This is a genomic window from Streptomyces lincolnensis, assembly GCF_001685355.1.
Taxonomy (GTDB): domain Bacteria; phylum Actinomycetota; class Actinomycetes; order Streptomycetales; family Streptomycetaceae; genus Streptomyces; species Streptomyces lincolnensis.
Map to the genome: position 1 here is coordinate 1,520,097 of NZ_CP016438.1, position 12,951 is coordinate 1,533,047.

Sequence of the window (12,951 nt, forward strand, 5' to 3'; positions counted from 1 at the left end):
TGTGTGCGGAGCGGTGCGCGTGGGGCGGTGTGCGTGGAGCGGTGTGCGTCAACTCACCTCGGGGGCGGGCTCCTTGGCCTGAGCGGGTACGGCCGCGAGTTGGTCGTCCTTGTCGTCGGCCGCGGAGACGGCCGGCGCCTTCGGAGTCTTGGACGCGTCCGGCTCACCCCGGCTCTCGTCGTCGTCCTCGTCGGTCGGGACGATCTCACGGTCCAGGACCTTCTTCGCCCGCTCGGTGTCCAGCGCCCCCTCCCAGCGGGAGACGGCGAAGACGGCCACGCAGTTGCCGAGCAGGTTGGTCACGACGCGCATCGAGTCCATGATGCGGTCCACGCCGAGGAGCAGCGCGACGGCTCCGGCGGGGATGGCGCCGAGCGAGGAGGCCGTCGCGGACAGGGCGAGGAAGGCCGAGCCGGGGATGCCCGCCATGCCCTTGCTGGTGAGCATGAGCACCAGAACCACGGTGATCTGCTGGCTCAGGCTCAGGTCGACGCCCACGGCCTGGGCGATGAACAGCGTGCCGATGGACAGGTAGAGCGAGGCACCGTCGAGGTTGAAGGAGTAGCCGGTGGGCAGAACCAGGCCGACGGCGTCGTCACGGGCACCGGCCTTGCGCAGCTTCTGCATGACGCGCGGCATCACGGACTCGGTGGAGGCGGTACCCAGCGCGAGCAGCATCTCCTCGCGGATGTAGCGCAGGAACTTCCACAGGCTGAGACCTGTGACCATCTTCAGGGCGACGGCGAGCAGCGCGATGAAGAAGGCCGCGGCCGCGTAGCACAGGATGATCAGCTTGGCGTAGGTCTCGATGACGCCGAGTCCGTACTGGCCGATCAGGACGGCCATCGCGCCGAAGACCGCGATCGGGGCCAGGCGCATGACGAAGCCGACGATCGAGAAGATGATCTCCTGGGCCTGCTCGATGGCGGGCAGGACCTGCGGCACCTTGGTGTGTCCGAGGTGCAGCAGGGCCGCGCCGACCAGACAGGCCAGGATCAGCACCTGGAGCAGGGAGTTCTCCGCGAACGCGCCGATGAAGCTGGTGGGCAGCGCTTCCACGATGAACTGGGTCGTCGAGGGCAGGTGCCCGCCACCGGTCTTGGCGTCCACCGCCGCGGTGTTGAGCGTGGCCGGGTCGACGTGCATGCCCGAACCCGGCTGGACGATGTTGGCGGCGAGCAGCCCGATGATCAGGGCGAGCGTGCTCGCCACCTCGAACCAGATCAGGGCCTTGAGGCCGATCCGGCCGAACGCCTTCAGGTCACCGGCCTTGGCGATACCGACGACGACCACGCAGAACACGAGCGGCGAGATGATCGTCTTGATCAGGCGGGTGAAGCCGTCGCCGAGCGGCTGAAGGTCCGAGGCGAAGCCGGGCCACAGCTTGCCGACGACGATGCCGAGCACGAGCGCGCAGGCGACCTGCGCGAACAGAGAGGTACGCAAGATGCGTGCGACGCGTCGTGGCAGGGACGGAACGACGGACGGCGACACGGGCACTCCTAGGGGACGGTGAACGCACAGAAGCCTGAACGGGGACTTCTGCGATACGGAAAGCGGCTTCCGTGTCGATCACTTTGGAGTGGACGTTGATCCCGCACAAGACCGCCGCGTTTCAGCCAGGTAAATCCCGCCACGTGTGACGCATCGCACACAACTCCCTCAGCAGCCGCGGCGGTCCTTGGTGAGCACCCCCTGCGCGGTGGTCAGCGCGCGGTCGTAGCAGACGCCCGAACCGCGGATCCGGTAGCGCTCGCTCGACGTGCCGACCGCGTGCCGCTGGTCGCGCGGGACGTTGACGGTGTACGTGGCGTCGCCCGCGTAGGTGTCGTCGAGCAGCCGCCGGCCCGTGCGCCGCCCGTCGCGCGACTCGGTGACCGCGGCACGGTCGCCGAGGGTCAGCTCGGTCCGCAGCCGGTCGGCCGCGCCGAGCGTGGTGGTGCCGTCCATCGTGTACGTCCGCTGCGTGCGCGTCGTCCGGGCCGGTCCGCGTCCGTCGACAGTGACCGACTCGTCGTCCGACCACACGGCGTCGAGCGCGTCCATGGTCTCGCCGTCGGTCCAGCGGTGCACGGAGGTGTTCGCCAGCGCGCGCGTGACGGTGGTCGCCACCCGGCCGTGCGAGGTGTCGACATACCCCGCGACGGTCAGCCGGTGGCCGCCCTCGGTGTCCACGCGGTGCTCCGAACCAGGCGTGTACGTCGAGGTGTCGGTCAGGTCGCCGCTCCTGTGGAGGGTGAGCTTCCCGCCGACGTGCGCGCTCTTCGCGTCCTGCCAGACGAGCACGTTGACGGGGGTGCTCCAGCCGCTCTGCCCTTCGGGCACGCCGACCACGGAGACCTCCACGCGGTGCGGGCGGCCGTCGTTGAGAAGTCCGGCGAAGGGCGTCAGGTCGTATTCGATCGGCTTGATGTCGAAGGCGCGCGGTCCGGGAACGACGTACCAGAGGAAGGGGTTGGACCAGCCGCCGGTCCACACGGTCGGGAACGGGGCGGCGATGCCCGCGAGTTGCCCGTCGACCTTGATCTGCACCTCGCGGTAGGGGCCCTCGTCGGCCTTGCAGGAGTAGGGGGCCGTGGCGGGCACCGTCAGATACCAGTACTCCTCGCAGCCGCCCCCGGAGCCGGTGGCGTACACCTCGGCGACGATGCGCTCGCTGTTGCGGGGCGTGGTGAGGGTCGAGTCGCCCCCGACCGTCAACACCCGGTCAGGGGTGGCGGCTTGGCGTCCCGCATAGAACGTCAGCGTGACCTTGACGTCGATGATCCCCGTGTACGTGTCGTCGACGACGTTCCCGATGAGCATCTCGACGTCCTGGCTGCCCCGGAAGGCGTCGCTGTAGCGCGTGACGTCCTTCTCGACGGACCACTCGATGCCGTCGGGCGAGGGCTGCGGCGTGGACGTACGGAAGATCTCGACGCCGCCGACATGCACGTATCCGAGCCGGTCGAACTGCCGTCCCTTGACCTTGCCCTCCAGACGCAGCACGACCTTGCTCCACTTGTCGCCGCACCCCCGGGGCGGCGCGTAGGTGCCCTTGTACGGCGTGAAGTCGCGGAACCGCGCCTCGGCCAGCGTGACCCGGCAGGACGGGCCGGCGGGCTTGGGGACGGGCGGGGCGGCCGTGAGGGGGTCGTGCCAGTCGCTGCCGAACTCGGCGGGGACGTCGGCTGCGGTGCCGGTTGCGGCTTCGGCTGCGGCGTCGGCCGACTGTGCCGGGGCCGCCCCGAACAGGGTGCTCGCCAGGAGGGTCGCTCCGGCGAGCATGGACATGATGATCCGTCTCTTCATGGCCGTGTTCTACGTCCGGTCGGGCACTGGCCGCAATGACGCCTCCCGCAGGAGTCTCAGGATTTCAGGTCGGCCCTGTCCCCCATCACCACGACAGGATGCCGGTCCGGATCGAGCGTGCGCAGCAGGTACCGCATGGCCGGCCTGGACAGACTGACGCAGGCCGAGGTACCGCTGCCGTGGTCCATATGCAGCCAGATCCCGCCGCCCTTGGCGTATCCCCCGGGGCGGGTCTGGTCGTTCGGCGGGGTCCCCTTGACGCGGTTGTAGTCGATGGCGATGACGTAGTCGAAGTCGTGCCAGTACGACTTGGCCCACCAGCGGGGCGCCGCGAAGGCGGCGGAGCGGGTGTACGGGAGCCTGGCGCCCGGGTCCGGGAGCACCCCGCCCGCGTCGCTGAGCGTGAACACGCCGACCGGGCTGCGCTTGTCGCCCTCGCGGTGGTCGGGGGTCCAGCCCTTCCTGCCGTTGTGCGCGGGCCATGCACGGGTGCGGTCCCAGGTGGATTCCCGCGTGGATCCCTGCTTCGTGTACAGCGCGACCGTGGACCGGGCGGAGTTCCTGCTCTCGCCGTAGACCGCCAGGACCTGGCGGGAGTCGGCGGGGATGCGGCGCTGCCAGCGGTCGCCGAGGCCTGGGATACGTGTGGGGTCGGTGGTGGCCGGGGCTGTGGGGGCGGTGGAGGCGGGTTGGCCCGCGGTCGCGGTGTCCGTGCCGTTGCGCTTTGTCGGCCCCGGGCCGCCGCAGCCCGCGAGGACGGTCAGGAGACACGCGAGGGCCGCTGTCTTGATCACTGCGCGCCGTGTGTCGCCATGCCATGTGTCGCCACCGCTTCGCATCGCTCCATGGTCGCATCGCGTCGTCCGGGGGCCGGTTCTGTGCGTCGGAGTGGAAAACCGGTTGCCTCCGAGCACGGTCCGACGCGAACCTTTCACGGTTTGCTGCCGCCATGTCGCGGCTCCTCCCACCCCCCTGACACGAGCCACTGGGACGTCATGCAGATTCAAGACCTTCCGTATCCCGACCCGGGTGTGCCGGACGCTCGTTCGGGTCCCCGATTCCTGTGGTGGCTCTTCAGAAACCAACTGGGCGGACAGCTCAGATCGCTGATCTGGGGGCTGCTGCACTTCGGGTCCATCTCCATGATCCCGTTCTGTGTCGGCCTCGCCGTCCAGGCGGTCGTCGAGCACTCCGGCTCCCGCCTCGCCCTCGCGGGCGGCCTGCTGGGTCTGTGCTGCGTCGGCAACGCGGTCGGAGAGACCTTCCTGCACCGCTCCGCGGTCACCAACTGGATCACGGCGGCCGCGCGCGTCCAGCAACTGCTGGCCCGCAAAGCGGCCCTGCTCGGCTCGGCGCTGACCCGACGGGTCGCCGCCGGCGAGGTGGTGGCCGTCTCCACCGGCGACGTCGAGAAGATCGGCTGGTTCGTGGAGGCCTTCTCCCGCTTCACGGCGGCGGTGCTCACCCTCGTGCTGGTCTGCGTCGGCCTGGTCGTCTACGAGCCCTCGCTCGGCGTGGTCGTCGCCGTGGGCCTGCCGGTCCTCGCGCTGGCCGTGCTGCCGCTGCTGCCCCGCGCCACCCGGCGCGCGGACTTCCAGCGGGAGAAGGCCGGGCGCGCCACCGAACTGGCCTCGGACACCGTCGCCGGTCTGCGGGTCCTGCGCGGCATCGGCGGCGAGGAACTCTTCCTCGACCGCTACCGCGGCGCCTCCCAGGAGGTCCGCCACGCGGCCGTGCGCAGCGCCCGCATGTGGTCGCTGATCTCCGCGATCCAGGTCCTGCTGCCGGGGCTGCTGCTGATCGCGGTCGTCTGGTACGGCGTCAACCTGGCCCGCGACGGCCGGATCGGCGTCGGCGAACTGGTCGCCGTGTACAGCTCGGTCATGATCCTCACGTATCCGTTGCGGCACTTCGAAGAGATCGCGATGGCCTACTCCTTCTCGCGCCCCTCGGCCCGGCGGGCCGCGCGGGTGCTGGCGCTGGAGCGGGCCACGGACACCGAGGGGATTCTCGCCGCCGAGGTGCCGACCGGGGACCTGTACGACCCCGCGACCGGTCTGCTCGCGCCCGCCGGCCGGCTCACCGCCGTGGTGTGCGGCGACCCGGACGCGGCGGGAGTGCTGGCGGAGCGGCTGGGCGGGCACCCCTCGGAGCAGAGCACGTCGGTGCTGCTGGGCGGTGTCGCGCTCGACGACCTGCCGCTCGACTCCGCCCGTACCGCCGTCCTCGTCCAGGACAAGGACCCGGTACTGCTGTCCGGCACGCTGCGTGAGCTGCTCGACGTTCCCGCGTCGGGCGAGGTCGGCGCCGAGGAGGCGCTGGCGGCCGCGCAGTGCGAGGACGTCCTGGCGGCGCTCGCCCAGGGCTCGCTCGGCGCCGAGGACGCGATGGACGCCCGCATCACCGAGCGCGGCCGTTCCCTGTCCGGCGGTCAGCGCCAGCGCCTGGCCCTGGCACGGTCGCTGATGACGGACCCGGAGGTGCTCGTCCTGGACGAGCCGACCTCCGCCGTCGACTCGCACACCGAGGCCCGGATCGCCGTCGGGGTCCGGGAGCTGCGCGAAGGCCGCACGACCGTGGTCTTCACCTCCTCTCCCCTGCTCCTGGACCGGGCCGACCGGGTCGTGCTGGTCCACGAGGGCGAGGTCACGGCGGTCGGCGTGCACCGCGAACTGGTGCGCAAGGACCCGCGGTACCGGGCGGTCGTGACCCGTGAGACCGCCGAGGAGGCGGCCCTGAACGGCGCTCGGGACGGCGCTTTGAACGACCTGCACCAACTGGAAGAGATCGAAGAAATCGAAGCCATCGAAAAGATCGAAGAAGTCGAGGAGACAGCATGATCGGCGTGGCGCCACCGGCGTACGACCCGGCCGCCCCGACGACGGCGAACACCCTGCCCGTCGGCGCCACCGCGACCGTACGCGCCTACGTGGCCGAACTGTTCCGCCGGCACCGGCGTGCCTTCCTGCTCCTCGTCGGTGTCAACACGGTGGCCGTCATCGCCTCGATGGCCGGTCCGTGGCTGCTGGGCGGGCTCGTGGAACGCGTCTCGGAGGAGGCTCGTGAGCTTCATCTGGGCCTGACGGCCGGGCTGTTCCTGCTCGCGCTGACCATTCAGGCCGTGTTCGTCCGGGAGGTGCGGCTGCGCGGGGCGATGCTCGGCGAACGGATGCTGGCCGATCTGCGCGAGGACTTCCTCGTGCGCTCGGTCGGCCTGCCGCCGGGCGTCCTGGAGCGGGCCGGCACCGGCGACCTGCTGTCCCGGATCACCACGGACGTCGACCGGCTGTCCAACGCGATGCGCGAGGCCGTGCCCCAGCTGGCGATCGGTGTCGTGTGGGCGGCCCTCCTGCTGGGCGGGCTCGTGATCACCGCGCCACCGCTGGCGGCCGCGGTGCTGTTCGCCGTGCCCCTGCTGGTGGTCGGCTGCCGCTGGTACTTCAAGCGGGCGCCGTCGGCCTACCGCTCGGAGTCCGCCGGGTACGCCGCCGTCGCGGCCGCGCTCACGGAGACCGTGGACGCGGGGCGCACCGTCGAGGCCCACCGTCTCGCCGCGCGCCGCATCGCCCACTCGGAGCGCCGGATCAAGGAGTGGACGGCCTGGGAGCGCTACACCCTCTGGCTGCGGTCGGTGCTCTTCCCGGTCGTCAACATCACCCATGTCACCGTCCTCACCTCGGTGCTGATGGTCGGGGGCGTCTTCGTGCTCCAGGGCTGGATCGACGTCGGGCAGCTGACGACGGGCGCCCTGATCGCACAGATGCTCGTCGACCCGGTCGGCCTCATCCTGCGCTGGTACGACGAGCTCCAGGTGGCGGAGGTGTCGCTGGCCCGGCTGGTCGGCGTGCGGGACATCGAACCGGACGCCGGTGACGACACGCTGGCCCCCGACGGTCGCCACGTGCACGCGGACACGGTGCACTTCGGCTACCTCGAAGGCGTCGACGTGCTGCGCAAGGTGTCCCTGGAGGTCGCCCCCGGCACCCGGATGGCGCTGGTCGGACCCTCCGGTGCGGGCAAGTCCACCCTCGGCAGACTGCTCGCCGGAATCTACGGGCCCCGGACCGGCCGCATCACCCTGGGCGGCGCCGATCTCTCCCGGATGCCGGCCGAACGCGTGCGCTCGCACGTCGCGCTGGTCAACCAGGAGCACCACGTCTTCGTGGGCTCCCTGCGCGACAACCTGCTCCTCGCCCGCACGGACGCGGACGACGCCGAGCTGTGGGCCGCGCTGGGCGCGGTGGACGCGGACGAGTGGGCGCGCGCCCTGGACGAAGGTCTGGACACCGAGGTCGGCTCCGGGGGGCTGGCCCTCACCCCGGCCCAGGCCCAGCAGATCGCCCTGGCCCGGCTGGTGCTCGCCGACCCGCACACCCTCGTCCTGGACGAGGCGACCTCCCTCCTCGACCCCCGAGCGGCCCGCCACCTGGAACGCTCCCTGGCCCGCGTCCTCGACGGCCGCACAGTGATCGCCATCGCCCACCGCCTCCACACCGCCCACGACGCCGACGTCATCGCCGTCGTCGAGAACGGCCGCATCAGCGAGCTCGGCAGCCACGACGAACTCGTCGCGGCGGATGGCGCGTATGCGGCGCTTTGGCGGTCGTGGCATGGGTGAGGTGCGGTGAGGTGAGCGCGGGGGTCGGGTGAGGGCGGAGGTGTGATGCGGGGGGGGGCGGTGCGATGCGGAGGGGCGGTGTGTTGTGGCTGCACCGCCCGGACGGCGACGCGGCCCTTGCCGATGTCCTGGGCTGAGCTGAGCGCGTCCAGCCTGGGCCGGGTTGTCGTGTGGTGGGCGCCGCTCGGGGGTCGCTGCCTTGGCTGGCCGGGGCAGCTCGGGCAGCGGTTCCCTGCGGGGGCATCGCTGGGCGGCTGTCGGCCTGGGTGTCGTGGGCGCCGGTTCTCGGCGGGGCATCGCGCCCGGCGGCGGCTGCCGCCAGGGCTGTCGCTGCCGACGAGAGCCGTCGTACCGCAGCAGATCCCGGCCCGCAACGTCGCGCGCCGGCTGTCGACCGGGGCAGCTCGTCGGCCCTCGCCATCGTGGTCCGGCCCCGCTGGGCGAGGGCCGCGGGCATCCGCCGCTCGCGGGTGCCTGACCTCGGTCCGGGCCGTGGCGCGCGGAGGTGAGGCCGGGGTCGGTCCTCGTGGTGCCGGGTCTCTCCTTGCTCCGTGCCGTTGCGCGGTCCTGAAAAGGGGTGGAAGGCTGGATATCGGCACCGGCTCGGGGAGTGCCCGGGGACGGTCGGGTTCCCCGGGTGCGGTCTGTGCCCCGTGCCCCGGCGGTCCACCGCCGAGCGCGGCGAGACCGGGCCCGTCCCCACCACCTGGAGGTACCCGTGAACAGCGCCGACGGTTGGGGAGACGACGTCTACCAGCCCGACGGATCCGAGATCCAGGACGACGCCGGTCTGCTCGACGCGGAGGACACCCTGGACAACGACGGCGTCGACGACCCTCTCGACCGGGGCTGGTCCCCTCCGGAACGGCCGTGGGCGGTGGAGCACACCGGCGTGACGGCCGCCGAACGCCGGCGGGGCGAGTCCCTGGACCAGCGGCTCGCCGAGGAGCAGCCGGAGCTGGTCGCGCCCGACGGTGACGGGATCGGCGACTGCGAGGGCACCGACGGCGAGCTCCTGGACAACGAGGTCGGCACCGTCCGCTCCGGCCGTCTCGTCGCCCCCGACGAAGGAGCCCACGAGGACGAGGAGAGCGGGCTCGTCGCCACCGACGTGGGCATCGACGGCGCCGCCGCCTCCGCCGAGGAGGCCGCGATGCACATCGTCGACGAGGACGCCCTGTCCGGCTGACCTTCCCCACCCCACGCCACCGACCCCGACGCCGCACGAGGAGCACGTATGCAGCAGGACAAGCACCCCGACTATCGCCCGGTCGTCTTCCGTGACCGCGTCGCCGGCTACGCCTTCCTGACCCGGTCCACCGCGACCAGCGAGCAGACCATCGACTGGGACGACGGCGAGACCTACCCCGTGGTGGATGTGGAGATCTCCTCCGAGAGCCACCCCTTCTACACGGGCAAGGCGCGCACGGTGGACTCCGAGGGCCGTGTCGCCCGGTTCGAGCGGCGGTACGGCGACGGGGCGGGCCAGGGTTCCGGCGGTTCCTGAGCGGCCGCCCCGGTCCGGGGCGTGCGTAAGGCGCCGTTCGGGACGGGCCCGACCGGGCGGGCCGGTCAGATGAAGTTGAGCGCCGCCGCGCAGCCCACTCCGCCGAGCAGCATGAACGCCGGCATCAGCACCTTCAGCTCCACCCAGCTGCCCGCCCGGAACCGCATGACCTTGGGCGGGCCGATGGGGTACCAGCGCTTGCGGCCCACCGGGATCGGCCACAGGATCGGGCAGCCGGAGACCGTCAGGGCGTCCCCGATGTCGTGGACGAGCGCCCCCAGCAGGATCGGCAGCCCCAGCCACAGGTACTCCTGCCCGGGCGCCGTGAACAGCCAGTCCGAGCCGTTGCCCGGCTTGTCCAGGACGCCGGCGATGATCCACGCGCTGGTCGCGGCCAGCAGCCAGACCAGGACGTCGGCGCTGGAACCCCGGGTGGCCCGCCACAACAGGCCTTCGATGGCCAGCACCATGTGGACGAACAGGATCGCGAGCACCGCCCAGCGGCCGCCGGTGATCGCCGCCGCCGAGGCGCCCGCACCGATCAGGACGGCCCACAGCCAGGTGTGCGTGAGCGTCCGGTGCCCGCCGGAGCGGCGCGGGTCGCCCTGCTTCTTGGTGGCCTTGTAGACGGCGTAGGAGAGCTTGTCGACGATCTCGCACAGCCCTCGGGAGATGGGACCGAAGGCGCGCGAGATGGTGGCCGCCTTGTGATCGAGGTCGGGGGCGAGCGCGGCGCCCGCACAGATCAGGGCTCCGGCCAGCAGAACCGGCCAGGGCATGGTGTGCCCGGTCGCGGCGGCCGCCGCTCCTACGCCGAGCCAGGCGGCGGCCCCCGACAGTGAGTGTGCTGGTCCCATCATTGCCGTTGCCCGCCCCATTCCTCGTGTGCCGCTGTCCAGTTGACCGGGTTCGCTGACGTGTCGTCGGCGACACAGCGTAGCGTTCGCGATCTTCCTGCCCGCATCCGATTCCCCTGTCAGGCGTCGGGGCAGGCAAGATGGGTGGGTGACCCTCATCGATCAGCTGCCGCCGACCGCCGACCCCGACGCCCTCTACGAAGCCTTCGAGGCGTGGGCCGGGGAGCGCGGGCTCACGCTCTACCCCCATCAGGAGGAGGCGCTGATCGAGGTCGTCTCGGGTGCGAACGTGATCGTGTCGACGCCCACCGGCTCCGGCAAGAGCATGATCGCGGCGGGCGCCCACTTCGCCGCGCTCGCCCGTGACGAGGTCACCTTCTACACGGCACCGATCAAGGCGCTGGTGTCGGAGAAGTTCTTCGAGCTGTGCAAGCTCTTCGGCACGGAGAACGTCGGCATGCTGACCGGTGACGCGTCCGTCAACGCCGACGCCCCCGTCATCTGCTGCACCGCCGAGGTGCTGGCGTCGATCGCCCTGCGCGACGGCAGGAACGCGGACGTGGGCCAGGTCGTCATGGACGAGTTCCACTTCTACGCGGAGGCCGACCGCGGCTGGGCCTGGCAGATCCCCATCCTGGAGCTGCCGCAGGCGCAGTTCATCCTGATGTCGGCCACGCTCGGCGATGTCTCGATGTTCGAGACGGACCTCACCCGGCGCACCGGCAAGCCGACCTCGGTGGTCCGCTCGGCGACCCGCCCGGTGCCGCTCTCCTACGAGTACAAGCTCACCCCGCTCACCGAGACGCTGACGGAGCTGCTGGAGACCAAGCAGGCGCCGGTCTACATCGTGCACTTCACGCAGGCGCAGGCCGTGGAGCGGGCGCAGGCACTGATGAGCATCAACATGTGCACGCGCGAGGAGAAGGACCAGATCGCCGAGCTGATCGGCAACTTCCGCTTCACCACCAAGTTCGGCCGCAACCTCTCCCGTTACGTACGGCACGGCATCGGCGTCCATCACGCCGGCATGCTGCCCAAGTACCGGCGCCTGGTGGAGAAACTCGCCCAGGCCGGTCTGCTGAAGGTCATCTGCGGCACGGACACGCTCGGCGTGGGCGTCAACGTGCCCATCCGGACCGTGCTGTTCACCGCTCTCACCAAGTACGACGGAACGCGCGTGCGCACGCTTCGCGCGCGTGAGTTCCACCAGATCGCGGGCCGTGCCGGACGCGCGGGCTTCGACACGGCGGGCTTCGTGGTCGCGCAGGCCCCCGAGCACGTGGTCGAGAACGAGAAGGCGCTCGCCAAGGCCGGCGACGACCCCAAGAAGCGCCGGAAGGTCGTCCGCAAGAAGGCGCCCGAGGGTTTCGTCGCGTGGACGGAGAACACCTTCGAAAAGCTCATCACCTCCGACCCGGAACCGCTGACGTCCCGCTTCCGGGTGACGCACACCATGCTGCTGTCGGTGATCGCCCGTCCCGGCAACGCCTTCGAGGCGATGCGGCACCTGCTGGAGGACAACCACGAGCCGCGCAAGCAGCAGCTCAGGCACATCCGGCGGGCCATCGCGATCTACCGCTCGCTGCTGGACGGCGGCATCGTCGAGAAGCTCGACGAGCCGGACGCCAGCGGCCGCATCGTCCGTCTCACGGTCGACCTCCAGCAGGACTTCGCGCTGAACCAGCCGCTGTCCACCTTCGCGCTGGCCGCGTTCGAACTGCTCGACCCCGAATCGCCGTCCTACGCCCTGGACATGGTGTCCGTCGTGGAGTCCACGCTGGACGATCCCCGGCAGATCCTCGCCGCCCAGATGAACAAGGCCAAGGGTGAGGCCGTGGCCGCGATGAAGTCGGACGGCGTCGAGTACGAGGAGCGCATGGAGCGCCTCCAGGACATCACCTACCCCAAGCCGCTGGAGGAGCTGCTCTTCCACGCGTACGACACCTACCGCAAGAGCCACCCCTGGGTCGGCGACCATCCGCTCTCCCCGAAGTCCGTCATCCGCGACATGTACGAACGGGCGATGTCCTTCACGGAGTTGGTCTCCTTCTACGAGCTCGCCCGCACCGAGGGCATTGTCCTGCGCTACCTCGCCAGCGCCTACAAGACTCTCGACCACAACATCCCGGACGACCTGAAGTCCGAGGATCTCCAGGACCTGATCGAGTGGCTGGGCGAGATGGTGCGCCAGGTCGACTCCAGCCTGCTGGACGAGTGGGAGCAGCTCGCCAACCCGGAGGTGATGACCGCGGAGGAGGCCCAGGAGAAGGCCGACGAGGTCAAGCCGGTCACCGCCAACGCGCGCGCCTTCCGCGTCCTGGTCCGCAACGCCCTGTTCCGCCGCGTCGAGCTGGCCGCCCTGGACCAGGTCGAGGAGCTGGGCGAGATGGACGCCGAGTCCGGCTGGGACGCCGATGCCTGGGGCGAGGCGATGGACAAGTACTGGGACGAGTACGACGACCTCGGCACTGGTCCGGACGCCCGCGGCCCCAAGCTGTTGATGATCGAGGAGGAGCCGCAGCACGGGCTGTGGCGCGTCCGCCAGATCTTCGACGACCCGAACGACGACCACGACTGGGGCATCAGCGCGGAGATCGACCTCGCGGCCTCCGACGCGGAGAGCCGCGCCGTCGTCCGTGTCACCGATGTCGGCCAGCTGTGAGCACAGGAGAATCCCA

9 protein-coding genes are annotated in these 12,951 nt (G+C 70.9%); 5 read left to right on the plus strand and 4 right to left on the minus strand.

Features of this window, described 5'->3' with window-relative positions; genetic code table 11:
• Positions 1 to 48 precede the first annotated feature (48 nt).
• The 3 genes from SLINC_RS06755 to SLINC_RS06765 all read right to left on the minus strand — a co-directional run bounded on the left by SLINC_RS06755 (position 49) and on the right by SLINC_RS06765 (position 4,130).
• Positions 49 to 1,500, minus strand: a complete 1,452-nt coding sequence (locus tag SLINC_RS06755) for a cation:dicarboxylate symporter family transporter (protein ID WP_079164437.1) — start codon at positions 1,498 to 1,500, stop codon at positions 49 to 51.
• A gap of 162 nt (positions 1,501 to 1,662) precedes the next feature.
• Complete coding sequence (locus tag SLINC_RS06760; RefSeq protein WP_067427918.1) at positions 1,663 to 3,291, minus strand: peptide-N4-asparagine amidase; 1,629 nt, start codon at positions 3,289 to 3,291, stop codon at positions 1,663 to 1,665.
• A 56-nt stretch (positions 3,292 to 3,347) separates the two neighbouring features.
• Positions 3,348 to 4,130 (minus strand): L,D-transpeptidase family protein, encoded by a 783-nt coding sequence (locus SLINC_RS06765; RefSeq protein WP_067427919.1) that lies wholly within the window; start codon positions 4,128 to 4,130, stop codon positions 3,348 to 3,350.
• Positions 4,131 to 4,286: 156 nt separating this feature from the next.
• Here SLINC_RS06765 and SLINC_RS06770 point away from each other — a divergent pair, with 156 nt between their 5' ends.
• From SLINC_RS06770 to SLINC_RS06785, 4 genes are all read left to right on the plus strand, one after another.
• Positions 4,287 to 6,131 carry an ABC transporter transmembrane domain-containing protein gene (locus tag SLINC_RS06770; protein ID WP_067427920.1) on the plus strand — a complete coding sequence of 615 codons (1,845 nt, stop codon included), beginning with the start codon at positions 4,287 to 4,289 and terminating at the stop codon, positions 6,129 to 6,131.
• Positions 6,128 to 7,909, plus strand: coding sequence for an ABC transporter ATP-binding protein (locus SLINC_RS06775; protein ID WP_067427921.1), 1,782 nt, complete (start codon positions 6,128 to 6,130; stop codon positions 7,907 to 7,909). Before SLINC_RS06770 ends, SLINC_RS06775 begins: the two co-directional genes overlap by 4 nt.
• Before the next feature lie 718 nt (positions 7,910 to 8,627).
• Positions 8,628 to 9,098, plus strand: coding sequence for a DUF5709 domain-containing protein (locus SLINC_RS06780; protein WP_067427922.1), 471 nt, complete (start codon positions 8,628 to 8,630; stop codon positions 9,096 to 9,098).
• 48 nt (positions 9,099 to 9,146) lie between these two features.
• The gene (locus tag SLINC_RS06785) at positions 9,147 to 9,416 is read left to right on the plus strand and encodes a type B 50S ribosomal protein L31 (RefSeq protein WP_067427923.1); all 270 of its coding nucleotides are present in this window, start codon (positions 9,147 to 9,149) and stop codon (positions 9,414 to 9,416) included.
• A gap of 65 nt (positions 9,417 to 9,481) precedes the next feature.
• Here SLINC_RS06785 and SLINC_RS06790 read toward each other — a convergent pair whose 3' ends face one another.
• Complete coding sequence (locus tag SLINC_RS06790; RefSeq protein ID WP_067427927.1) at positions 9,482 to 10,276, minus strand: metal-dependent hydrolase; 795 nt, start codon at positions 10,274 to 10,276, stop codon at positions 9,482 to 9,484.
• Between the two features lie 145 nt (positions 10,277 to 10,421).
• Here SLINC_RS06790 and SLINC_RS06795 point away from each other — a divergent pair, with 145 nt between their 5' ends.
• On the plus strand, positions 10,422 to 12,935 hold the full coding sequence (locus SLINC_RS06795) for a DEAD/DEAH box helicase (RefSeq protein WP_067427928.1): 2,514 nt from the start codon (positions 10,422 to 10,424) through the stop codon (positions 12,933 to 12,935).
• The last annotated feature ends 16 nt before the right edge of the window (positions 12,936 to 12,951 follow it).